This is a genomic window from Pseudarthrobacter raffinosi, assembly GCF_023913735.1.
Taxonomy (GTDB): Bacteria; Actinomycetota; Actinomycetes; order Actinomycetales; family Micrococcaceae; genus Arthrobacter; species Arthrobacter raffinosi.
Genome location: NZ_JAMXBH010000002.1, coordinates 130,061 through 152,729 on the forward strand (window position 1 = coordinate 130,061; position 22,669 = coordinate 152,729).

The 22,669-nt window shown below is 65.7% G+C and carries 18 protein-coding genes; 9 read left to right on the forward strand and 9 right to left on the reverse strand.

Annotation, left to right across the window (positions count from 1 at the left end):
- Positions 1-53 precede the first annotated feature (53 nt).
- Both NG698_RS02400 and lplAB read left to right on the forward strand, forming a co-directional pair.
- Entirely contained in the window at positions 54-311 is a 258-nt protein-coding gene (locus NG698_RS02400; protein ID WP_056339888.1) for a type B 50S ribosomal protein L31, read from the forward strand.
- A gap of 115 nt (positions 312-426) precedes the next feature.
- A complete protein-coding gene (gene lplAB, locus NG698_RS02405) occupies positions 427-1,518 on the forward strand; it encodes a lipoate-protein ligase LplAB (protein WP_252598804.1) in 1,092 nt (363 codons plus the stop codon).
- 17 nt (positions 1,519-1,535) lie between these two features.
- On the opposite strand, the gene pepN is transcribed toward lplAB, so the two are convergent.
- The gene (gene pepN, locus NG698_RS02410; protein WP_252598805.1) at positions 1,536-4,151 is read right to left on the reverse strand and encodes an aminopeptidase N; all 2,616 of its coding nucleotides are present in this window, start codon (positions 4,149-4,151) and stop codon (positions 1,536-1,538) included.
- 53 nt (positions 4,152-4,204) lie between these two features.
- Positions 4,205-5,221, reverse strand: a complete 1,017-nt coding sequence (locus NG698_RS02415; protein WP_509908522.1) for a YeiH family protein — start codon at positions 5,219-5,221, stop codon at positions 4,205-4,207.
- A 166-nt stretch (positions 5,222-5,387) separates the two neighbouring features.
- On the opposite strand from NG698_RS02415, the gene NG698_RS02420 reads away from it, so the two are divergent.
- The 3 genes from NG698_RS02420 to NG698_RS02430 all read left to right on the forward strand — a co-directional run bounded on the left by NG698_RS02420 (position 5,388) and on the right by NG698_RS02430 (position 8,794).
- Positions 5,388-6,944, forward strand: coding sequence for a circularly permuted type 2 ATP-grasp protein (locus tag NG698_RS02420; protein WP_252598807.1), 1,557 nt, complete (start codon positions 5,388-5,390; stop codon positions 6,942-6,944).
- Positions 6,945-7,019: 75 nt separating this feature from the next.
- Positions 7,020-7,946 carry an alpha-E domain-containing protein gene (locus NG698_RS02425; RefSeq protein ID WP_056339904.1) on the forward strand — a complete coding sequence of 309 codons (927 nt, stop codon included), beginning with the start codon at positions 7,020-7,022 and terminating at the stop codon, positions 7,944-7,946.
- Entirely contained in the window at positions 7,943-8,794 is an 852-nt protein-coding gene (locus NG698_RS02430) for a transglutaminase family protein (RefSeq protein ID WP_104061463.1), read from the forward strand. The genes NG698_RS02425 and NG698_RS02430 overlap by 4 nt, the downstream gene beginning before the upstream one ends.
- Before the next feature lie 33 nt (positions 8,795-8,827).
- Here NG698_RS02430 and NG698_RS02435 read toward each other — a convergent pair whose 3' ends face one another.
- From NG698_RS02435 to glgC, 3 genes are all read right to left on the reverse strand, one after another.
- Positions 8,828-9,340: a pyridoxamine 5'-phosphate oxidase family protein gene (locus tag NG698_RS02435; protein ID WP_252598808.1), complete on the reverse strand. Its 513-nt coding sequence runs from the start codon at positions 9,338-9,340 to the stop codon at positions 8,828-8,830.
- Between the two features lie 45 nt (positions 9,341-9,385).
- Positions 9,386-10,837, reverse strand: a complete 1,452-nt coding sequence (locus NG698_RS02440; RefSeq protein WP_252607957.1) for an SDR family NAD(P)-dependent oxidoreductase — start codon at positions 10,835-10,837, stop codon at positions 9,386-9,388.
- An 83-nt stretch (positions 10,838-10,920) separates the two neighbouring features.
- Entirely contained in the window at positions 10,921-12,330 is a 1,410-nt protein-coding gene (gene glgC / locus NG698_RS02445) for a glucose-1-phosphate adenylyltransferase (protein ID WP_252598810.1), read from the reverse strand.
- A gap of 99 nt (positions 12,331-12,429) precedes the next feature.
- Between glgC and glgA the strand changes: the two genes are divergently transcribed.
- Positions 12,430-13,626: a glycogen synthase gene (glgA, locus tag NG698_RS02450; RefSeq protein WP_058932487.1), complete on the forward strand. Its 1,197-nt coding sequence runs from the start codon at positions 12,430-12,432 to the stop codon at positions 13,624-13,626.
- A gap of 163 nt (positions 13,627-13,789) precedes the next feature.
- Here glgA and NG698_RS02455 read toward each other — a convergent pair whose 3' ends face one another.
- Both NG698_RS02455 and NG698_RS02460 read right to left on the reverse strand, forming a co-directional pair.
- A complete protein-coding gene (locus NG698_RS02455) occupies positions 13,790-15,952 on the reverse strand; it encodes an acyl-CoA dehydrogenase family protein (protein WP_252598811.1) in 2,163 nt (720 codons plus the stop codon).
- 53 nt (positions 15,953-16,005) lie between these two features.
- Positions 16,006-16,698 (reverse strand): TetR/AcrR family transcriptional regulator, encoded by a 693-nt coding sequence (locus tag NG698_RS02460; RefSeq protein WP_374209896.1) that lies wholly within the window; start codon positions 16,696-16,698, stop codon positions 16,006-16,008.
- A gap of 61 nt (positions 16,699-16,759) precedes the next feature.
- Here NG698_RS02460 and NG698_RS02465 point away from each other — a divergent pair, with 61 nt between their 5' ends.
- Genes NG698_RS02465 through NG698_RS02475 form a run of 3 tightly spaced genes read left to right on the forward strand, consistent with a single transcriptional unit; the run spans position 16,760 to position 20,400 of the window.
- Positions 16,760-18,127, forward strand: a complete 1,368-nt coding sequence (locus NG698_RS02465; RefSeq protein WP_252598813.1) for an acetyl-CoA C-acetyltransferase — start codon at positions 16,760-16,762, stop codon at positions 18,125-18,127.
- 9 nt (positions 18,128-18,136) lie between these two features.
- Complete coding sequence (locus NG698_RS02470) at positions 18,137-19,477, forward strand: 3-oxoacyl-ACP reductase (RefSeq protein WP_252598814.1); 1,341 nt, start codon at positions 18,137-18,139, stop codon at positions 19,475-19,477.
- Positions 19,474-20,400 (forward strand): MaoC family dehydratase, encoded by a 927-nt coding sequence (locus tag NG698_RS02475; RefSeq protein WP_252598815.1) that lies wholly within the window; start codon positions 19,474-19,476, stop codon positions 20,398-20,400. Before NG698_RS02470 ends, NG698_RS02475 begins: the two co-directional genes overlap by 4 nt.
- On the opposite strand, the gene NG698_RS02480 is transcribed toward NG698_RS02475, so the two are convergent.
- The gene (locus tag NG698_RS02480; protein WP_252598923.1) at positions 20,397-21,449 is read right to left on the reverse strand and encodes an FUSC family protein; all 1,053 of its coding nucleotides are present in this window, start codon (positions 21,447-21,449) and stop codon (positions 20,397-20,399) included. The two genes, NG698_RS02475 and NG698_RS02480, sit on opposite strands and share 4 nt — an antisense overlap.
- Positions 21,450-21,542: 93 nt before the next feature.
- Positions 21,543-22,652: a serine hydrolase domain-containing protein gene (locus tag NG698_RS02485; protein ID WP_252598816.1), complete on the reverse strand. Its 1,110-nt coding sequence runs from the start codon at positions 22,650-22,652 to the stop codon at positions 21,543-21,545.
- Positions 22,653-22,669: the final 17 nt, after the last annotated feature.

A 22,669-nucleotide genomic window follows, 5' to 3' on the forward strand; every position in this document is an offset into this window, starting at 1 on the left:
CCATTCATACCTGGCAGCTGGCAAAATCCAGTTGTGCGAACAAAGGCCCCATTATGAAGTCTGATATCCACCCGAAGTACGAAGCTGTTGTTTTCAACGACCTGGCTTCCGGCGTCAAGTTCCTGACCAAGTCCACCGTGTCTTCCAAGAAGACCATCGAGTGGGAAGACGGAAACACCTACCCGGTCATTGACGTCGAAATCTCCTCCGAGTCCCACCCGTTCTACACGGGCAAGCAGCGCATCATGGACTCTGCAGGCCGCGTCGAGCGCTTCAACGCTCGCTTCAAGGGCTTCGGCGGCGCGAAGTAATTCACTTCACCCCCCAAGGTTCTTTGGAAAGCCCGCACCGGCAACGGTGCGGGCTTTTTGCGTCCGGGGGTTTTGTCGTTTCGGGGAGCCCTGATCGTGGGGCAGGATGGGTGGCATGACTGCCTCGCCGTTTGCCGCTGAAGACCGCCCCCTCAGCCACCACGGTGAGTACAAAGTCCCCGGCGGCAAACTTGTGGTGGTGGATTTCGACGTTGTGGACGGTGTCCTCGCCGACGTCTCCCTCAGCGGCGACTTTTTCCTCGAACCCGACGAGACGCTGCCTGCCATCAACCGGGCGCTGACAGGACTTCCGGAAAGCACGACCGTGGCGGAGCTGTCCGCGGCCGTCACCGCTTCGCTGCCGCCCGGCGCTGTCCTGTTCGGCTTTTCGGCCGACGCCGTGGCCGTCACGGTCCGCCGCGCGCTGGCGAAGGCCACGGCCTGGACCGACCACCGCTGGAACATCATCGCCCCCACGGTACTGCCCACGCATATCAACGTCGCGCTGGATGAGGTGCTGACCGAAGAGGTGGGCGGCGGCCGTCGCAACCCCACCCTGCGGTTCTGGGACTGGGAGGAACCGTCCGTGGTGATCGGCAGTTTCCAGTCCTTCCGCAACGAGCTGGATCCCGACGGCGTCGCCCGGCACAGCATCACCGTGGTCCGCCGGATCAGCGGTGGCGGAGCCATGTTCATGGAGGCCGGCAACTGCATCACCTACTCCCTGTACCTGCCGCAGACGCTCGTGGACGGGATCAGCTTCGCGGACTCCTACGCATTCCTCGACGCCTGGGTGATGGCCGCCCTCGAGAAAATCGGGGTGACCGCGTTTTACGTGCCCCTGAACGACATCGCCACGGACCAGGGCAAGATCGGCGGCGCCGCCCAGAAACGCCTGGCCAACGGCGGCATGCTGCACCACGTCACCATGAGCTACGACATCGACGCCGACAAGATGGTCGAGGTGCTGCGCATCGGTAAGGAGAAGCTCTCGGACAAGGGGACGCGCAGCGCCAAGAAGCGGGTTGATCCGCTGCGCCGGCAGACCGGGCTGACCCGCACGGAGATCATCGCGGCCATGATGGAAGTGTTCACCGAACGCTACGCGGCGACCTCGTCCGAACTCACTGCCGCCGAGCTCACTGCCGCCCGGGACCGGGTGACCACCAAGTTCGGCGCCGAGGATTGGCTGCACCGGGTCCCGTAAGAGCCTTGCCGGGTGATCTACAGAGCCTGTGCGTTGAGCGCCGTCAGAAGGTGGTTCCGCTGCTCCACAATGATCCGGCGCAGCGCCCGCGGCGCGTCAGAGTTAGCCGTCAGCCAGGCATCCGTGCGGAGCACCACGGCGTGCTCCGCAGGCAAGGTCCCCGCCGGCAGATCCTGCGCCAGGGGATAGAGCCCCCGGACGATCCGGCTGGCGATTTCAATGCTCCTGTTGTCCCAGACACCGCGGAGGCACTCGAAGTACGGCTCCACATAGGGTTCCAGCAGGGCAGCAGAGGCGGTGGCAAATCCAACGATGGTGGCGCTGAGCAGCTGGTTCGACAGCTCCGTCCCCTCCACGGCAGAGGGCCAGGCGGCGGCCTTCACACCAGGCTCCGGACGGGCGGCGAGGGCTGTGGCGTGGCCCGCCCGGCCCGAAGCGGTGGTGTCGCGTTCGAGTTCTGCGTCCAGGTCTTCGGGGGTTGCCTGCCCATTGGCCGCCAGGGCGTGCCAGAAGCTCCAGCGCAGCTCGGCGTCCACGGCCAGGCCGTCCACCACCACCGTGCCGTCCAGAAGGCACCTCAGCCGGGGGAGGAGGGTAGCGTCATGACGGCTGACGGCGGCGAGCGTCCGCGCCCAGGCCAGCTGGTGGTCCGAGCCCGGCGCTGCCTTACCCAGCTGGGCGTCGGCCGCCGCCAGGAAGGCGCCGCGCACCGCGTCGCGTTGGGCCAAGGGGGTGTAGCGTTCGACGGCGGTGGCGGCGTTCTCGAGGATGTTCAGCAGCACGCCGACTCCCGTTTCGGACGGGCCGAACGACGTCACGGCCTCCACGTAGCGGGAGGCCGGGCTTTCCCCGTCGCGGGCGGAGTTCCACAGCGCGGTCCAGCAGAGGGCGCGGGCCATCGGATCGGTGATGCGGTCCAGGGATGCCAAAACTGTTTCCTCGGACACCGGGTCCAGTCGGACTTTTGCGTAGGTCAGGTCATCATCGTTGACGAGCAGGAGGGCGGGCCGCGGCTGCCCGGCCAACTCCGGGACCTCTGTCCGCGCTCCGGCAACGTCCGTTTCGAAACTCCAGGTGCGGACCAGGTCGCCGTCGGCATCGAAGTTGTACGAGCCCACGCGCAGCCGGTGCGGCCGCAGTTGCTCCCGTCCGGTAACGGGGTCCACTGCAGCCTGGACGATCGTTACGGCGCCGAGGACGCCGTCGTGCGTTTCCGTCTCCAGCGACACTGTGGAGATGCCGGAGGTCTGCAGCCAGGCGGCAGCCCAGCCGGCAAGGTCGCGACCGGAAGCAGCGCTGAGGGCCTTCAGCAGGTCCGACAGTGAGGTGTTTCCGTAGGCGTGATCGCGGAAGTACTGCCGTGAGCCGGCGATGAAAGCATCGAACCCGACGTACGCCACCAGCTGCTTGAGTACGGACGCGCCCTTGGCGTAGGTGATGCCGTCAAAATTCTGTTTGGCGGCCTCAAGGTCAGGGATGTCGGCAACGATCGGGTGGGTGGTGGGCAGCTGGTCCTGGACGTAGGCCCACGCCTTGCGCTTGTTGGCGAAGTTCACCCAGGCTGTCTCCCAGTCCGTGGCACGGTCCACACCGAGGGTACCCATGTAGTCCGCAAAGGACTCCTTCAGCCACAGGTCGTCCCACCACTGCATCGTGACAAGGTCGCCGAACCACATGTGCGCCATCTCGTGCATCAGCGTGTTCGCCCGGGCCTGGTACTGCGCGTCGGTGGCGCGGGATGTGAACACGTAGCTTTCGGTGAACGTGACCAGCCCCGGGTTTTCCATCGCGCCCAGGTTGTATTCGGGCACAAAGGCCTGATCGTATTTTCCCCAGGGGTAGGGAAAATCGAAAAGCCGGTTGAAGAAGTCCAGCCCGTTTTTGGTCAGCCTGAAGAGCTCCGCGGCATCGAACGATTCCGCCATGGAAGCCCGGCAGTACAGCGCCAGCGGAACCTCCAGCTGCGTGCCGTCGTCGAGCGTGGCGCTCCAGTGGTCCTGGGCTTTAAAGTACGGCCCGGCGAGCACTGTGGTGATGTAGGTGGACATGGGGCGGGTGGTGGCGAAGTCCCAGCGGCTGGTGGCCGGATCGCTGGTCAGCTGCGTCCGGGCCGCTTCCACGCCGTTGGAGGCCACCTCCCAGCCGGACGGTGCCATCACGTGGAATGTGTACTCGGCCTTGAGGTCAGGCTGTTCAAAGTTCGCGAACACTCGCCGGGCGTCGGCGGGCTCATACTGCGTGTAGAGGTAGCACTGGCCGTCAGCCGGATCCACAAAGCGGTGCATGCCCTCACCGGACCGGCTGTATAGGGCGGTGCCGGTGACGGTGACCTGGTTCTCTGCCTGCAGGTTGTCCAGGCGGATCCGGGAACCGTCCACAACGTCGGCCACGGGCAGCGCCTGGCCGTTGAGGAACACACTGTGGACCTCACCGGCGATGAAATCCAGAAATGTAGACGCCACCTGCCCCTGGCCCGGCACGGCGGCGGAGAAGTGGATAACGCTGCGGCTGATGTAGCCCGCCACGTCCGGGTCTGCTGCCTGCCGCACATCCAGGGAGACGTCGTAACTGTGGGTGCTGATCAGGGCTGACCGTTGAGCGGCTTCATCGCGCTGCAGATTCTCATGTGACACTCAGCTATCTAATCACGGGACCCGGGCGTGCCGGTCCCCATCCGGCTGCCGGCCTAGGCCGTCACCAGCAGGGCCGCTGCCAGGCCCAGCAGCGCGATCAGCAGCCAGGCCGCCAGCGCCGCGAGCAGCGCCCTCGCTCCGGTGTGCAGGAGCGTGCGGATCCGCACGGCCGACCCGAGCCCGAAGAGCGCCGCTCCCAGGAGAATGTCCTGCAGCCCCGCACCGGCGTCGAGCCAGCCGTCCGAGAGCCAGTCCGTGGACCGAAGCGCCACCATGGCCACAAACCCCACCACGAACAGGGGCACCAGCGGCGGCAGCGCATGTTGTCCTGACGTGCTCATGCGGTGGTGCACGCCCGCCACGGCCACCACCGGTGCCAGGAGCAGCACTCGGGTGAGCTTAACGACGACGGCGATGCCCAGTGCTGCGGTGCCGGCGGTCTGCGCCGTGGCCACCACCTGGCCGACGTCGTGCACCGACGCACCCGTCCAGGCGCCGAAAGCGAGGGGGCTCAACTGCAGGGGATGCATCAGCAGCGGCAGAATGCCGATCGCCAGCGTGCCGCACAGTGTCACCAGCGCCACCGGCAGGACAGTATCCGCATGCCGGATCCGCCGCACGGCCGCCATGGCACCGATGGCGGACGCCCCGCAGATCGAAAAGCCGGTTGCCACCAGCAGCGCGGTCTCACGCGGCAGCCGGAACAGCCGCACCAGCAGGTAGGTGCCGCCGAAACTCAGCAGCACCACGCCCGTTATCAGGACCATGGCCAGCCAGCCGAGGCCCAGGATGTCCATGATGCTCACCTTGAGGCCCAGCAGGACGATGCCGCCCCGCATCAGGTGCTTGCCCGCGAAGTCCAGGCCCGGACGCGCCCGTCCGGCGATCCACACCGCCGTGCCGGGCAGGTTCGCGGCGAGCAGGCCCAGCGCCACCGCGACGGTCATGGCGGGCAGGGCCGGCACCACAGCATGTACAGCGAAGGCCACGGCCAGCGCGGGGGTGGCCGTCAGGAGGCCGGGCAGGAGCCTGCCGGAACGTATCGTCGCGTCACGCACGCGGGCCCTCAGGCCGCTGTTCCCGCCCTCGCCGGAGCTCCCGGGATTACTTGATTCTGGCACTCACTAACCTTGCCGGATAGGACACGGATTCAACGAACCGCCGTTGCCTCCCTGCAACACGCCACAATGGATGGCGGTAATGATTTCGAAACAAAAAGATGGTTGGCTAAAGGACATGTCAGACCTATTTCAGGATTACTCCGAGGCCGCCGAACGTACCGGCGCCTACGACGAGATGTTCGCCCCCGGCCAGGAAGCACGCGAGTCGTACGGCCAGGTGGCCGATGCCCTTAGCAAGCTCTCCCTCGCTGACGTCAGCGCCCGGGCGGACTCCATGGCACGGACCTTCCTGGACCGCGGTGTGACGTTTGACTTCGCGGGGGAGGAGCGGCCTTTTCCGCTCGACATCGTCCCCCGCGTTATCCCCGCCGATGAGTGGACCGTGCTGGAAAAGGGCGTGGCGCAGCGCGTCCGGGCCTTGGAAGCCTTCCTCAACGATGTCTACGACAAAATGAATGTGGTGGCGGACGGCGTCATCCCGCGCCAGCTCGTCACCACCAGCGCCCACTTCCACCGCCAGGTGCACGGCTTCGAGCCGTCCGGCGGAGTCCGAGTGCACATCTCCGGCATCGATGTGGTGCGCGACGCCGCAGGCACCTTCCGCGTCCTGGAAGACAATGTGCGGGTGCCGTCCGGCGTCAGCTACGTCCTGGAAAACCGGCGGGCCATGGCCAAGGGCCTGCCCGAAGCGTTTGGCCAGCAGCTCATCCGGCCGGTCGAAGAGTACCCCCGCCGGCTGCTGTCCGCGCTGCGCAAAACGGCGCCCGCCGGCGTCGACGATCCCACGGTTGTGGTGCTGACCCCCGGCGTCTTTAACAGCGCCTACTTCGAACACACACTGCTGGCCGGCCTGATGGGCGTGGAGCTCGTCGAAGGCCGCGACCTCATCTGCCGCGGCAACCGCGTCTACATGCGCACCACGGCCGGTGAGCAGCGCGTGGACGTGATCTACAAACGCATCGATGACGAGTTCCTGGACCCCCTGCAGTTCCGCTCGGATTCCATGCTCGGCTGCCCGGGGCTGGTCAACGCCGCCAGGGCCGGCGGCGTGACCATCGCCAACGCCGTGGGCAACGGCGTGGCCGACGACAAACTTGTCTACAGCTACGTTCCGGACCTCATCCGCTACTACCTCAGCGAGGAGCCCGTCATCGCGAACGTGGATACGTTCCGGCTGGAGGAGAAGGACTCCAGGGAATACGTCCTTGACAACCTGGCTGAGCTTGTGGTGAAGCCCGTGGACGGCTCCGGCGGCAAAGGCCTGGTGATCGGGCCGGACGCCTCCAACGATGAACTCGAGGCCCTGCGCAAGCGGGTCGTCGCTGACCCTCGAGGCTGGATCGCCCAGCCGGTCCTGCAGCTTTCCACCGTGCCAACGCTCGGCGGGGACAAGTTCGGCCCGCGGCACGTGGACCTGCGCCCCTTTGCCGTCAACGACGGCGACGATGTCTGGGTACTTCCTGGCGGACTCACCAGGGTGGCGCTCAAGGAAGGCTCCCTCATTGTGAACTCCAGCCAGGGCGGCGGCTCCAAGGACACCTGGGTGCTGGCAGACTCGCCCCAGGTGCCGGTGGAAACTGTTCCGCGGCCCACCATTTCCATCCGCGAGCGGGTATCCGTCTGGCCCGTGGAGAGCAACTGGCGCGACCGCCAGTCGGAGCAGCAGCAGTGAGCCGGGCCATCGAACCGGCACAAATGTTCACGGGGTCATCCCCACAGATTTCGGACGCGCAGGAGGTCACCGCGAATGCTTAGCCGTATTGCTGAGTCCCTATTTTGGATCGGACGCTACGTGGAGCGGGCCGACGGCACCGCCCGCATCCTGGACGTGCACCTGGAACGCCTGAACCACCTCCCCATGGACGAACGCCGCAGGGTGGCCCAGGAACTGCTCGCAGTGATGGGCGCCCGGCCGCAGAGCGAAGACTTCGGCCTGCCCGAACTCCTCCATGCGCTGGCGTACGACAAAACAAGCGCAACCTCCATCGCCGGGTCGCTGGGAGCCGCGCGCGAGAATGCCCGCCGTGCCCGCGAGACCGTGTCCTCGGGCCTGTGGGAAAGCCTCAACACCACCTACTACGGGCTGAGCCAGCACCGCAAGGACGTGGTGGGGACGTACCGCTTCTGCAACTGGACGCTGGAACGGACGGCCATGGTCAGCGGCCTGGCCGACACCACGGTGAGCCATGACGAAAGCTGGCTGTTCCTGGTATTGGGCCGGTCCCTGGAGCGCGCGGACATGACGGCGCGGATGCTTTCCACCCGGGATGTCCTTTCTGCAGGTATGTCCTGGGTCAACATGCTGCGGTGCGCGGGGGCCTATGAGTCGTTCCTGCGGACGCGCCGGGCCGCGTTCGGGGACCAGCACGCCGCCGAGTTCCTCCTGCTTGACCGGCTGTTCCCGCGGTCCATCGTCTACGCCCTGCGCGACGCTGATGAGTGCCTCGCCAAGCTGGACCCTTCGGCGCAGCGCGTGGGCTTCATCAACGACGCCCGCCGGATCGTGGGCCAGGCCCGTACGTTCCTAGAGTTCCACCGGACGGACGATCTGATGTCCGAACTGCCCGAGCACATGGAACGCGTGCAGAAGGCCGTCTCGCAGGCCTCGGACGCCATTTCCCGTAAATACTTCAATCAGGCAGACGAACTCGCCTGGGTGGGAGAAGTTTCATGACCCGGCTGAGCATCATCCACACCACGGCCTACAAGTACAACAAGCGCGTCACGCTCTCGTACAACGAAGCCCGCATGACGCCGCTGACCGACCCCCAGCAGGTGGTCCTTGAATCCGTGCTCAAGGTCTCGCCGACGCAGGCGGCCGTGAGCAACTACCGGGACTACTGGGGCACGCGGGTCACCGCCTTCGACATGCAGATGCCGCACGACCACCTTGAGGTCGTTTCCAACATCACCGTTGAAGTGCACCGGGCGGAAAAAATCCCGGCTGACGCAGACATCGCCGGCTGGGACGTCCTGGCATCGAAGGAATCGTTGAATACGTTCAGCGACTGGCTGCCGCAGTCCCAGCTGAGCGGTCCCGGTGACGAGGTACTGGGCATCATTCCAGGTGTCGTGGAGGGCAAGAACCCGCACGAGGCCGCCATGGCCATCTTCGAATGGATGCGCGGCGAGATGACGTACATGTCCGGTTCCACCGCGGTTACCACCAACGCCGAGGAAGCGTGGGGACAGCGGCAGGGCGTCTGCCAGGACCTCGCGCACCTCGCCATCGGCGCGCTGCGCAGCTGCGGCATTCCCGCCCGGTACGTCTCCGGATACCTGCACCCGCGGTCGACGGCGGCCATCGGCGAGACAGTCGCCGGCCAGTCACATGCGTGGCTGGAGTTCTGGGACGGCGAGTGGCGCAGCTGGGATCCTACGAACCACAAGCCGGCAGGGGACTACCATGTCACCGTCGCCAGGGGCCGGGACTACCGGGACGTACCACCGCTGAAGGGCATCCTGTCCGGCGGCGGCGGATCGGCGCTCAGCGTGAGCGTGGAAATCACCCGCCTCGCTTAGGCAGTCGGGGGCGTTTCCTCGTCCTGCCCAGGACTACTCCGGGGCTGCCTTGGCCGCTCCGCTGAGCTGGGTCCACCAGGTCATGGGTGCGGTGACTTTGAACCGGCGCCCGGTCACTGTTCCCGGGCTCACCCGGACAAAGGTGTCTTTCTTCCCGGCCTGCCATGGGAAGAGGTACAGGGCTGCGGAGTCCAGGATGCCTTCGGTTCCTGTGATGACCTTTGCCGGTCCCTTGACCACCACGCTCCAGGCCAGGCCGCTGACGGCATCCACGCCGTCGGCCTCCAACGCCACAGCGGCACCTCCCGAGGCGGCGGCCAGCTTGGTTCCAGCGCCGGTGCGGAACACTAATGTTCCGCCGTCCACCGTGTAGTTGATGGGGAAGATGTCAGGCTGGCCGTCCACCAGGACGGCCAGCCTGCCTACCGAAACCGTCCGCAACAGGGCCCAGCATTCGTGGTGTTCCAGGTTCTGGACCTGGGACGTTGGTTCGCTGGACGTTGGTTCGCTGGACGTTGACCCGGTGGACGTTGCTTCGCTGCTCATGCCGCCGAGCCTACGCCCAACGCACCGGAGAGGACAGCGTCCGTCCTACCAGGGGCTGGGCTTGTAGTCCTTGAGGAAGACCCCGTACTGGTCCTCGCCGTTTTCGCCCATCACGATCGGATCGTAGACGCGGGCGGCGCCGTCCACCAGGTCCAGGGGTGCGTGGAAGCCCTCTTCCATAAGCCGGACCTTGGTGAAGTGCGGGCGTTCGTCGGTGATCCAGCCGGTGTCCACCGCTGTCATCAGGATCCCGTCGGCGTCCAGCATTTCCTGGGCGCTGGTCCGGGTCATCATGTTCAGGGCCGCCTTGGCCATGTTGGTGTGCGGATGCCCGGGGCCCTTGTAGGCGCGGGAGAACTGGCCTTCCATGGCGGAGACGTTGACGATGTATTTCCGGTGCGCTGTGGAGCGCTTCATGGCGTCCCGGAGCCTGCTGACCAGCAGGAACGGGGCCGTGACGTTGCAGAGCTGGACTTCCAGCATTTCCAGGGGGTCAACCTCGTCCACCACCTGGGTCCAGCTGTTGATGTCAGCCAGGTCCGGGACGAGCCCGCCGGCGTCGATCGCTGTTCCGGAGGCGATCCGCTCCAGCGAGGCCGAGCCGGTGGAGAGCGCCAGCGAAGTGATGGCGTCGCCGGCCAGAACCGGGTGATCCGTGACACTGCTCGCCAGGGCGAGGGGGTGTTTGTCGTGGGCGTGGCCGAAGGTCACCAGTTCCGGTCCGCCGTTGGCCGGCTCCAGCGCTGCCGGCAGCGGCTCGTCCTCGGCGTCCACCAGGGGTTTGTAGGCGTTGCCGGATCGGCGCACCGTTTGGGCGGCGTTGTTGATGATGATGTCCAGGGGGCCCGCGGCGTTGAGCGAATCCGTCAAGGCCATCACCTGTGACGGGTCGCGCAGGTCGATGCCCACGATGCGGAGCCGGGGCAGCCACTCGCTGCTGTCTTCCATTGCCGCAAAACGGCGTGCGGCGTCTTTGGGGAACCTGGTGGTGATGGTGGTGTGCGCGCCATCCCGGAGCAGGCGCAGCGCGATGTACATGCCGATTTTGGCCCGCCCGCCGGTGAGCAGCGCACGCCGGCCTGTCAGGTCGGTGCGGGCATCCCGCTTGCTGTGGCTGAAGGCGGCGCATTCCGGGCACAGCTGATGATAAAAAGCGTCCACCTGCGTGTAGTGCTTCTTGCAGATATAGCAGGGGCGGGAACGGATCAGGTGCCCGGCCACCTTGCCCGTCGCCGAGGTCTCCAGCTTGTTGCCCTGGGTCTCGTCGTCGATCCGGTCCGGTGCTGCCGTTGCCGTCTGGGCGATGACGGCCCGGTCGGCTTCGGAGATCAGGTCCCGCTTGGTGACGCGGCGGTGACGCTTCACGGCCTTGAACATCTTCCCGGTGGCACGGCGCACCGAGACATAGTCGGGGTGTTCCTCGTCGTAGACGTGGATGGTGTTCAAAACCTTGAGGCAGGCCTGGATTTCCTCAGGCGTCAGATCGGGGGAGCTCATTGTACCGATTTTACAGCCTGGCGAAGATCCAGCCTGACCGTGCCGCCGGGTTCGCAGCCCGGCCAGGCCTGCCAGTACTTCGCTTAGCCCTTGCGGCTGCCGGCTGCGGCCTGCGAGGCTGATTGGGCGTGGACCGCAGCGGCCTGCTCGACTGATTCGCGGAGTTCGGGGTAGTTGGCCGTGGCTGCCTTGACGGCATCCGGTACCAGGTGGAGGTTCTTAGCGGCGAGCGCACGTTCCGCGTCCCCGGGCTCAGGCACCTGCTGGCCCTTGGCGAGCACCGTAATACCGGATTCCGTCACCTTGAACCCGCGGGCGCGGTCCAGGTCATGGTCCAGGCCGATCGCGGCGCCGGCCGGAACCTTAACGTTCTTGTCCAGGATGGCCCGGTTGACCACGGCACCTTCGCCGATAATCACTTTGTCCATCAGGACCGAGTCGATGACCCTGCTGCCGTTCCCCACAAAGACGTCGTTGGACAGGACGGAGCCCTCCACGACGCCGCCGGAGACGACCACGCCGCTGGACACGATGGAGTCCAGGGCGGTGCCCACGGTGTCGTTTTGACCGCGGACGAACTTGGCCGGCGGGGAGATGCTCTGGCGCGTGTAAATGGGCCACTCAGAGTTGTAGAGGTTGAACACAGGCAACGGGGAGATGAGGTCAATGTGGGCGTCGTAGAACGAATCAATGGTGCCGACGTCGCGCCAGTAGGTCCGGTCGCGTTCCGTGGAGCCGGGGATGTCGTTGAGGGTGAAGTCGTAGACTCCGGCGTCACCCTGGCTGACGAAGTAGGGGATGATGTCCCCGCCCATGTCGTGCTTGGTGTCGAGCCGTTCGGCGTCCACGTGAAGGGCATCCACCAGCGCGTCGGCGTCGAAAACGTAGTTGCCCATGGAAGCCAGGAACTGGGTGGGATCAGCGGCCAGGCCAGGAGTTGTGGCGGGCTTTTCCACAAATGCAGCGATCTTCTGCGGGTCCTCCTGGTCCACCTCGATCACACCGAACTGGTTGGCCATGCTCAACGGCTGGCGCACGGCGGCCACAGTGGCCTTGGCGCCGCTCTGCACATGCTGCTCCACCATCTGGGCGAAGTCCATGCGGTACACGTGGTCCGCACCAACCACGACGACGATGTCGGGGTTGGCGTCATGGATCAGGTTCAGGGACTGGTAGATGGCGTTGGCGCTGCCGAGGAACCAGCTCTTGCCGACGCGCTGCTGCGCCGGCACGGACGCCACATAATTGCCCAACTGCGTGGACATCCGCCAGGTCTCGGAAATGTGGCGGTCAAGGCTGTGGGACTTGTACTGGGTCAGGACCACGATCTGCAGGTAGCGTGAATTCACCAGGTTGGACAGCGCAAAGTCGATCAGCCGGTAACTGCCGGCAAAAGGCACTGCAGGTTTCGCCCGGTCTGCCGTCAGTGGCATTAGCCTGTTTCCCTCGCCGCCCGCGAGGACAATGGCCAGGACTCTTTTATTCAACGGCATGGTAGTAGCTCCTGTACGCCTTCGTAACCCCAAACAGTCCGGCATGCCCGGACCCCTTCACACTAGAACAGATAGTGCGGAAGGACTACCTTGGGTAACGTGCGAATAGACATTGTGACTAAAGAGTTCCCGCCCGAGATCTACGGAGGCGCCGGAGTCCACGTGGCCGAATTGAGCAGGGTGCTTAGTAAGCATGTTGACCTGCAAGTTCGTGCCTTCGGGGCACCCCGCGACGCCGATTACCACGGTGCCGGGGTGACCTCCTATTCCGTTCCCGAAGACCTGGGCTCGGCCAACGCCGCCGTCCAGACGCTCGGGGTGGACCTGCGGATCGTGCCGGACGTGGCAGGTGCCGATCTGGTCCATTCGCACACCTGGTATGCGAACATGGCCGGCCATCTGGCGTCCCTGCTCCACGGCATCCCGCACGTATTAAGTGCCCACAGCCTGGAGCCCCTGAGGCCGTGGAAGGCCGAGCAGCTTGGCGGCGGCTACGCATTGTCCTCCTGGGTCGAGAAAACTGCCTACGAGGCGGCAGCAGCGATCATCGCCGTTTCGGAAGGCATGCGCCAGGACATCCTTCGCAGCTACCCGGACGTTGACCCTGCCAAAGTCAGGGTGGTCCACAACGGCATCGACGTCGAATTGTGGCAGCGCGACGAAAACCAGGACGCCGTCCGCGCCCTGGGCATTGATCCGGATAAGCCGAGCGTGGTGTTTGTCGGCCGCAACACGCGCCAGAAGGGCGTGCCTTACCTCCTGCGTGCAGCCGCGAAGCTTCCGGCCGATGTGCAGCTCGTGCTGTGCCTTGGGGCGGCGGATACTCCCGAGCTCGCCGCAGAAACTGCACGCCTGATCGAGGAGCTGCAGAGCCAGCGGACCGGCGTCGTGCTGATCGAACGGATGCTGCCGCGGAACGAACTCATCCAGGTCCTCAGCCACGCCACAGCGTTCGCCTGCCCGTCCATCTATGAACCGCTGGGCATCGTCAACCTCGAGGCGATGGCCTGCGGTGCTGCCGTGGTGGCCAGCGCTACGGGCGGCATTCCCGAGGTGGTCCAGCATGGCGAGACGGGCCTGTTGGTGGACCTGGAGCAGGTCACCGACGGTACAGGCACGCCGCTTGATCCGGAGAAGTTCGTGACGGAATTTGCCGCCGCTCTGACCGAGGTGGTGTCCGATCCCGAACGGGCACGTGCTATGGGCCAGGCCGGCCGCCGCCGTGCGGAGGAGCACTTCTCCTGGGACTCCATCACCGAGACCACCCTCGAGGTCTACCGCTCAGTGCTTTCCTGACGGACGGCAGGAACAGCAGCACTAGTGACCAGACATCGCACGACGGCGCCGCCCCCACCGAGGGGATTGGCGCCGTCGTTCGTACAAAACGCTTGATCCAACGCGGGGTCACAACGTGCCCATTCCGGGGCGTCGGAGGGGCTTGAAGTGACCTCGCGTTGCTTTATCGGGAGGTAGCCGTGCGCGCCAGCAGCACTTTTTCGTCGACGGGTGCGTTGCCGCTGGCCCGCTGTGCCCTGACGTAGGCGCGGGCCTCGTCCTGCCGGGTCTTCTCGGCACCGGTGGCGATCGCCGCACGCACGTGATCATCGCCGTACCCGAAGGCGTCCACAAGGTCCAGGGCATGGGGCCTGATCTTGACCAGGAGCCGGTTAATGTAATCACCCACGGTGCGTGCCCGTTGCATGGAGAGCCGGCCGTTCATCAGGTACCAGGACAGGTTCTTCTCGATCAGCGACAGGCCGAACAGGTCGCGCAGCCAGGTCAGGACCCGCTTGGTGCCGGGGTCCGTGACGTCTTCCAGGGCCGCCGTGAACGCCTCCCATTGCAGGAGCTCGGCGTGGGCCTGGGCAGCATCGATCAGCTCGTTCTGGTGCTGGTTGAAGAGGGCTGCCCCCTTTTCGACGGGCAGCTTGTTGGCGCCCTTCAGGGCCGCCCCGACGTCGGCCACCATGGTCTGGACGCGGTCCGTCAGGAGGGCGCGCTGGCCTTCCTCGTCCCGGAGCGCAATGGCAGCCTTCTGGACTGATCCGGTATCGGCGACGAACTGTGCCACCTGCCGCAGGCCGGTGCGGTGGATCGCCACGCCCGTTGCCTGGGCCACCACGTAGCGTGCAAGGACGCCAAAATCGACATTCCTGAACTCCTTGGCATAGTCGGCCAGGAGGCGCTTGGCCACAAGCTGGAGCAGCACGGTGTTGTCGCCCTCAAACGTGACATAGACGTCCATGTCCGCACGAAGGGAGGCATAGCGGTTTTCGATCAGGAAGCCGGCGCCGCCGCACGCCTCGCGGCATTCCTGCAGGGTGTCAAGGGCATGCCAGGTGCTCAGCGGCTTCAGGGCTGCGGCGAGGGTTTCCAAATCCTGCCGGTCCTCGTCAGTATCGTGGGCGCCGGAAAAGACGTCGTCGAATTTCTGGAGGAGCTGCTCGTGCGCGAAGCCCGCGGCATACGTCGTGGCCAGCCGGGTAAACAGGCGCCGCTGGTGGCGCTGGTAGTCCAGGAGGACCTCTTCGTCAGTGTGTGACGACGCTTTAAACTGGCGCCGTTCGGTGGCGTAGCGGATGGCTGCTGTCAGGGCGACCTTCGACGCCGCCACGGCCGCGCCGTCCAATGACACGCGGCCCTGGACGAGAGTTCCCAGCATGGTGAAAAAGCGGCGGCCGGGGCTGGCAATGGACGACGTGTAGGTCCCGTCAGGTGCCACATCGCCGTAGCGGTTCAGCAGGTTGGTGCGGGGGATGCGGACGTTGTCGAAATGCAGCCTGCCGTTGTCGATCCCGTTGAGGCCGCCCTTGACTCCGTCGTCCTCGCCACCGATCCCGGGCATGAACTCCTTGGTCTGGGGGTCCCGGAGGTCAACGTAGAAGGCATGCACGCCATGGTTGACGCCATTTGTCACGAGCTGGGCGAAAACGACGGCGCCGAGGCCGTCGATGGCTGCATTGCCGATGTAGTCCTTCCACGCAGCGCGGAACGGTGTATGGACCACAAATTCCTGGGTTTTGACGTCGTAGGTCGCGGTGGTGGCGATGCTGGCCACATCGGAACCGTGGCCGGTCTCCGTCATGGCGAAGCAGCCGGGGATCTCCAGGCTCATGATGCCTGGCAGCCAGTTGGTGTGGTGCTGCTGCGTGCCCAGGTGCATCACGGCCGAGCCGAAGAGGCCCCACTGGACACCAGCCTTAATCTGCAGGGACGGGTCGGCGGTGACCAGTTCCTCGAAGGCCGCGATGTTGCCGCCGTGGTCATCGGAACCGCCCAGTGCCAACGGGAAGGCCCGGTGTACGGCGCTGTTGTCCACGAGGTACTTCAACTGGCCGAAGGTTCGCGTCCGGTGTTCGGTGTGCGTCAGTCCTTCAATTTTGTGCAGTGCAGGGTCACTGGCCAGCGCGCGGGATTGGCGACGGGAGTCCGCCCATTTGCCCAGGAGTTGCTCGCCGAGGGCGGCAACGTCGACGGCGGGCTGCACAGCCGAGCCGTAGTTGGCGCTGGGGCTGGTGACCGCTGGGCCCGCAGCGGCTGTGTTCGCTACGGCGGCATTAGCTACGGCTGTATTCGTTACGGCGGCGTCCGGGCCGGTGGGGCGGTCCACTACTTCGGTCATGTCAATGTCCTTCGTTGGTTCTGACAGGAGGGTGTGAGGTTCTTGGGGCGGAATCATGCCGCGCTGGCGGGGCTAAGCTCGGGGGCGATCCCCACGCATAACCAGGCCGTGACCTGGCGGGCCATGGCTTCCTGGTCCGGTTTCGCCGCCGAAGCCGGCGTGCTGAGCCATTGCTCACCGGCATTTCGGACCAGGCCGATGGCCGCCGTGGGCCAGTAGCCGATCACCGCTTCTTTGCCTTCGCCGAGGTGGGTCCGCATTGGCGCGGCGATCATCTCTGCGATGGAATCGAAGAAGTGGCCAAGGGCTCCCGAGATGGCCGCCGATCCCGGGTGGCTGTCCGCATCCACCGGCGCATAGCGGGTGACGAAACTGTAGACATTGGGGCTGGTTTCCGCCATCTGGAGATAGGCAGAAATCATGGCCAGCAGCCCTTCCCGAGGAGTCTGGGCACCCTGCGCCGCTTCGCGGATCTTGCGCTGCATCTGGCTCAGGACAACTTCCCCGACGGCGTGCTGAAGTCCTGCCTTATCGCCGAAATAGCGGTAGAAGACCGACTTTGAGGTGCCGGCGGCCGCTGCAATCTCCTCCATGGAGGCATCGCTGCCCAGCGCGTGGACCGCGCGGCGTGCGGACTTGATGAGCGCCCGGCGTCGTTCCTCCCGGTGGGTCTGCCAGCGGGCCGAACGGCCGTCGGCAATTGCGCCGGCAGCCGGCGTCGGGACTTCTGCGTGGAGGTTGTTCACGATACTCAGCGTATCAGGTACGCTGGGTATCGGTAACCGTCGCAGATCAGAGGAGTCACCCATGTCCGTCAATGGACAGTCCGGCACCGGACCCCACGAATTCGCCAGCCCCACGACTTCCGGCGCGGCGCGTCCAGTCCGCCGGGCCGTAATTGTGGGTGGTAACCGGATCCCGTTTGCCCGGTCCGGCGGGGCCTACACAAAGTCTTCCAACCAGGACATGCTCACCGCCGCACTGGATGGTCTTATCGCCAGGTTTGGCCTCCAGGATGAGCGGATCGGCGAGGTTGCGGCGGGGGCCGTACTCAAGCACTCCCGCGACTTCAACCTCACCCGCGAGGCAGTCCTGGGTTCGGCGTTGTCGGCGGAAACCCCCGCCTACGACCTGCAGCAGGCGTGCGCCACCGGCCTCGAAACGGTTCTGGGCCTGGCCAACAAGATCAAACTGGGCCAGATCGATTCCGCCATCGCCGGTGGTGTCGACTCGGCGTCGGATGCCCCCATTGCTGTCAGCGAAGGCCTCCGCGAGATACTCCTGGACCTCAACCGCGCCAAGACACTGCCCCAGCGCTTGCAGGTACTCAGCCGCCTGCGGCCCAGGGACCTGGCCCCCGATGCTCCGAATACGGGGGAGCCACGCACCGGCCTGTCCATGGGCGAGCACCAGGCGCTGACCACCGCGCAATGGAACATTTCGCGCGAGGCGCAGGATGAGCTGGCTTTCAACAGCCACCGCAACCTTTCCGCCGCGTATGACGCAGGATTCTTCGATGACCTCCTGACGCCATACCGAGGCCTCGCCAAGGACTCAAACCTGAGGGCGGACACCACATTGGAGAAGCTGGCTACACTCAAGCCCGTCTTCGGGAAGAGCCTCGGCGCCGAGGCCACCATGACGGCGGGAAACTCCACACCGCTGACCGACGGGGCCTCCACGGTCCTGCTCGCATCCGAAGACTGGGCTGATGCCCATGACCTGCCGAAGCTCGCCACCGTCGTGGATGGTGAAGCTGCCGCCGTGGACTTCGTCCACGGCAAGGACGGACTGCTTATGGCTCCCGCGTTTGCGGTCCCCAGGCTGCTGGCCCGCAACGGACTGACGCTGGATGACTTCGACTTCTTTGAGATCCACGAAGCCTTCGCCGGGACTGTCCTGAGCACCCTGGCCGCCTGGGAAGATGATGAGTTCGGCCGCACCCGGCTGGGACTTGAGGGTGCCTTCGGCAGCATCGACCGCACCAAGCTGAACGTCAACGGCTCCTCCCTGGCCGCGGGCCACCCGTTCGCAGCCACCGGCGGACGCATCGTGGCCTCGCTGGCCAAGATGCTGCAGGCCAAAGGCACCGTCGAGGGAAGGCCTGCGCGCGGACTTATTTCCATCTGCGCCGCCGGCGGCCAGGGCGTCGTCGCAATACTCGAAGCACTCTAGGGGTACCGGATGACGGATAAATACACCACGCTCGTCAACCAGGGCGTGGGCAAGAACATCGCCAAACGGCTGGGCCTGCCCCAGCCTGCCGTGCTGCGCCGCTTCAAGCCGGGCCAGCCCCTGGTCACCGGCCCCGTCCTCGTCCAGGGCAACACCGCCGGTGCCGACGAACTGGCCGCCAGGCTGCTCTCCTGGGACCTGGACGTCCGGCGCCACGCGGTGCCCCGCGAAAAACTTGGCGCGATCATTCTGGCCCTGGATGAGCTGACCCGGCCCGAGGATCTTGAAAAGCCTGTGCTGTCCGCCGCGGCATCACTGCGTGATCTCGGCCCCAGCGCCCGCGTCATCACCATCTCCCGGCCGGCCGCCGAAACCGCGTCCCCTGCACAGTCGGCTGCCCGGCAAGGCGTCGATGGCTTCCTGCGGTCGCTTGCCAAGGAACTCCGGGCCGGCGCAACAGCGAACGGCATCGTCCTGGCAGAAGGTGTCCAGAGCACCAGCCCCAGCGCCCTGGCCGCCCTTCGGTTCTTTCTGTCCGGCCGGTCGGCATTTGTGGATGGCCAGTTCCTGACTGTGGCAACCGAGCAGGGCCACCTGCCCCCGGACTTCGAGAAGCCGCTCGCCGGCAAGGTTGCCGTGGTCACCGGCGCCGCCCGCGGCATCGGTGCGGCTATTGCCCGGACCCTCCACCGGGACGGGGCCATCCTGGTCCTCGTAGACATCCCGGCAGCCGGGGACCATTTGGCCGCCGTCGCCAACGAAGTCCGCGGCACGGCCCTTCAACTGGACATCAGCCGCGCAGATGCCGGCCAGCGGATCATCGACCACGCCGTGCAGCGTCACGGCCGCCTGGACATCGTCATCCACAACGCAGGAATTACCCGGGACAAGCTGCTCGCCAATATGGACCACGGTCGCTGGACCTCCGTCGTGAACATCAACATCGCCGCCCAGCTCAGAATCAACGAAGCGCTCCTTGCTTCCGAACACTTCCGTAATTCACCACGGATTGTCTCGGTGGCATCCACCAGCGGCATCGCGGGCAACCGCGGCCAGACCAACTACGCGGCGTCCAAGGGCGGCGTGATGGGTATGGTGCGCGCTTCTGCGCCCCTTCTGGCGGCGAACGGCGGGACCATCAACGCGGTGGCGCCCGGTTTCATCGAAACAGACATGACAGCACGGATCCCGTTTGCCGTCCGCGAAGTGGGACGGCGGCTGAATTCGCTGCAGCAAGGTGGCCAACCGTCCGACGTCGCGGAGGCAATTTCCTTTCTGGCGAGCGACGCCGCCGGGGGCATCAACGGCGACGTGCTGCGGATCTGCGGACAGAACCTGGTGGGGGCATGAGTACTGTCCAGCCGGTCATCCTGGGGGAGATGCCGTCCCTGTCCAAGCTCTACGTCAATGCCGCCGCGCAGACCGCGCGGCGGCGCGTGTTGGGCACGCACAACGGATCAAACCTTCCGGTCACTAGCCACGAAGTGCGCGGGGTAAGGGCCGACGTCGGCAACCTCACCGCCTACCAGCACCTCATCGGGCTGACTGCCAGGGACACTCTGCCGGCCGGATACCTCCACGCACTGGCATTCCCGCTGGCCATGAGTGTGATGAACCGCGACGATTTCCCGCTGCCACTCCTGGGCATGGTCCATCTCAGCAACCATGTGGAGCAGAGGTCGCCGGTGCTCTTCACGGAATCCCTGGACATCCAGGCCAGGGTTGAGAACCTCCGGGGCCACCGATCCGGCACGCAACTTGACGTTGTGGCAGAGATCCGCGGCGCGGATACGCCGGACATCAAGTGGACCGGGCGCTCCTCCTACCTGGCCAAGGGCGTGTTCCTCCCCGGCATCGACAAGCCAACGCCCCACAACGGCCAGGCCGATTTCACGCCTCCGGACCCCACCGCGATTTGGCATTTGGGGGTCGACACGGGAAGGGCGTATGCCGCCGTTTCAGGAGACTTCAACCCCATCCACCTGAGCGTGCTTTCTGCCAAGGCCCTGGGCATGCGCCGCTCCATCGCACACGGGATGTACCTTGCCTCGAGGGCCCTCGCGGATGTCGGGCCGGCCAAGGGCGAAGCGTTCACGTGGGATGTCACGTTCGAGGCTCCGGTGTTCCTTCCTGCCCGCGTTGCCTTGGCTATCACCGCCCTGGATATCACCACGGCACAGACGCCTGGCGAAGGCTGGCAGCGGGCCGAATTTGTGGCGTGGAACCCCCGCTCCGGCCGCCGCCACTTCAGCGGCTCCGTGGCACCGATCTAGGACGCCGGCCGCACAGCCCTGAGGACACGGTGCAGGCTCAGGAGGATGGACCCGGACGCTGTCACGGCCGAATCCTCCTGGGCCCGCTCCGCAACCGTTGCCATACCGGCCTCCACCGCCGACTTTGCGGCAGCGAACAGCCGCCGCTGGTCGGCTTCATCCTCACCGTCGAACGAGGCCAGGAGTTCGCCTGTGGCGGTCATGGCCGCGGCCAGGGGCGCACTGTCGTTGAAAGGCACCGTATAAGGTGCGTCGTCTGTCCAGATGACATCGGACAGGACTTCTGTCATGTCCTGGATGTGGAACGTCACCCGCTCCAGGTCACGAAGGTTGCGGTAGTCGAGATCCACATCGCGAGGATGGAGCCGCCGCCGCGGATTGGCGCGCCGGCTCGCATCAGCCTCCTGCACGAGATGGCGGACCGTGCTGGCTGCTTCGGCCAGCTCGGTCGACCGGCGGGACCAGTCCTCATGCTCGGGAGGCCACTTTTCAGTCAGGGCCGTTCCCATGTCAGTCAGTTGCCGCCCGAGGGCCAGCCGGAGTTTGCCCAGGCTGGTGGCCGCCGCGTTGAAGTGCAGGGGAGGAAAGACCAGGAAGTTGACGGCAATGCCCACTACGACGCCGACGCCCATCTGGATGAGGTAGCCGAAGGAAAAGTCGTCCCGGTTGCTTCCCCCCACCAGCAGGACCAGCAGCGCCGCCGTCGGAATCCAATCGCTGCCCGAGCCGATGCGGGGGAGACCGCCGAGCAGCACGCCGAGTCCCATAACGACCGCAACAGACAGCGGTGACGGATCACCGACACTGACCAGCGCAAAGGCGAGCCCGATACCCAGAGCGAGTCCGACGAGCGCCTGGAGACCCTGCCGGAAGGATCCGGCCACGTTGTGGTACATCGACACCAGGGCGCCGAGCGGCGCGTAGTACGGATAGTCGGCAGCGGATCCTGGCATCAGGGGAGCAATGGCGAAAGCGAGGCCGGCGGCCAGAGCTGCCTTCGCCGCCAGCTGCAGGCGCTGTACTGTGAATGCCGACGAGAGACCGGCCACCGAATTCCGCAGGATTCGGGTTCCAGCGGAGGGCCGGCCCTGCGGCTGCGTTTGAGTGTCACCCATCAGCCCCACACTAGGTGCACCCGTGTACTAGGACAAGGCCGACGCCGCCCGCCGGACCTCCGCAGCCAGCCGATGAGCTTTGCCCTGGGTGCGTCCGTCCTCCGCCCGCTGCGGGATGTATCCGAAGCCGAGGCCGTACGCGGGATCGGCGAACCCCAGCGCAGCGTTGGCTCCCTCGTGGCCGAAGGCGCGGTGGCTGCCGAAATTCCGCGACACGTGTGGCTTCATAAAGACCACGGCAAAGGCGTTGTCCAGTCCGGACAGGCGGTCCAGGCCCCACACCTGCTCCTGGGACATGGCGCTGACGGTCTCAGGGGTCAACAAGGGGTCCCGGCCGTCCACACCGGTGATGGCCGCGGCGTAGAGCCTGGCCAGGCCCTCCGCCGTACCCACACCGCCGGCGGCACTCATCCCCGCGGCGCGGACGGCCCGTTGATTGGGAAGTTCCATGATTGTGCTGACTGCCGCGTTGCTGTTAAGCCCATCCAGGCTCAGCGGATCCAGCCATGGTTGAAGAGGATCGACGTCGTAGAGGACGTCACGGTAGCGCGGTTCCAGCTCTTCGGGCAGTCCCAGGAAGAAGTCGATGCCGTAGGCCGTGCGGATGCGCTGGTCATAGAGGCTCTGCAGGCTGGTTGCCGTGACCCGCCGGCAGAGTTCCTCCATAATGATTCCGATGGTGAGGGCGTGATATCCGAAGCAACTGCCAGGACGCCATGCGGGGCTTGTCGCTGCCAACCTTGCCGCGGCCAGGGAGGTGGTGAATTCGTCCAGGGCGATGCCTCCCTCGACTCCCACCAGTCCGGCCTGATGGGACAGGGCTTCACGCACCAGCAAGCGGTCCTTGCCATGGCAACCAAACTCGGGCCAGTAGTGCGCCACCGTCCGGTTAAGGTCCAGCAGCCCGCCCTGGACGAGCAGCGAAATCACCAGCGCCGCCACGCCCTTGGAAACTGAATACGCCCCCGTAACGGAATCGGCGGTGATGTGGGGCCCGCCGGACAGGTCCACGATCTTCACGCCGTCCCGGTAGGCCGCCAGTTGGGCGCTGTACTGCGGATCCGCGGCGAGAAGGGCCTCAAACAGATCCAAAACGCCTTCATAACCGGGTGCTGCAAAGCCAAAAGATTTCTGCATGGGGCTAGCCTAACCGG

Excerpts from the sequence above, each read along its gene's own strand:
- NG698_RS02400 (WP_056339888.1), top strand. The coding sequence starts at position 54 with ATGAAGTCTGATATCCACCCGAAGTACGAAGCTGTTGTTTTCAACGAC.
- lplAB (WP_252598804.1), top strand. The coding sequence starts at position 427 with ATGACTGCCTCGCCGTTTGCCGCTGAAGACCGCCCCCTCAGCCACCAC.
- NG698_RS02420 (WP_252598807.1), top strand. The coding sequence starts at position 5,388 with ATGTCAGACCTATTTCAGGATTACTCCGAGGCCGCCGAACGTACCGGC.
- NG698_RS02425 (WP_056339904.1), top strand. The coding sequence starts at position 7,020 with ATGCTTAGCCGTATTGCTGAGTCCCTATTTTGGATCGGACGCTACGTG.
- NG698_RS02430 (WP_104061463.1), top strand. The coding sequence starts at position 7,943 with ATGACCCGGCTGAGCATCATCCACACCACGGCCTACAAGTACAACAAG.
- NG698_RS02435 (WP_252598808.1), bottom strand. The coding sequence starts at position 9,340 with ATGAGCAGCGAAGCAACGTCCACCGGGTCAACGTCCAGCGAACCAACG.
- NG698_RS02440 (WP_252607957.1), bottom strand. The coding sequence starts at position 10,837 with ATGAGCTCCCCCGATCTGACGCCTGAGGAAATCCAGGCCTGCCTCAAG.
- glgC (WP_252598810.1), bottom strand. The coding sequence starts at position 12,330 with ATGCCGTTGAATAAAAGAGTCCTGGCCATTGTCCTCGCGGGCGGCGAG.
- NG698_RS02455 (WP_252598811.1), bottom strand. The coding sequence starts at position 15,952 with ATGACCGAAGTAGTGGACCGCCCCACCGGCCCGGACGCCGCCGTAACG.
- NG698_RS02465 (WP_252598813.1), top strand. The coding sequence starts at position 16,760 with ATGTCCGTCAATGGACAGTCCGGCACCGGACCCCACGAATTCGCCAGC.
- NG698_RS02470 (WP_252598814.1), top strand. The coding sequence starts at position 18,137 with ATGACGGATAAATACACCACGCTCGTCAACCAGGGCGTGGGCAAGAAC.
- NG698_RS02475 (WP_252598815.1), top strand. The coding sequence starts at position 19,474 with ATGAGTACTGTCCAGCCGGTCATCCTGGGGGAGATGCCGTCCCTGTCC.
- NG698_RS02485 (WP_252598816.1), bottom strand. The coding sequence starts at position 22,652 with ATGCAGAAATCTTTTGGCTTTGCAGCACCCGGTTATGAAGGCGTTTTG.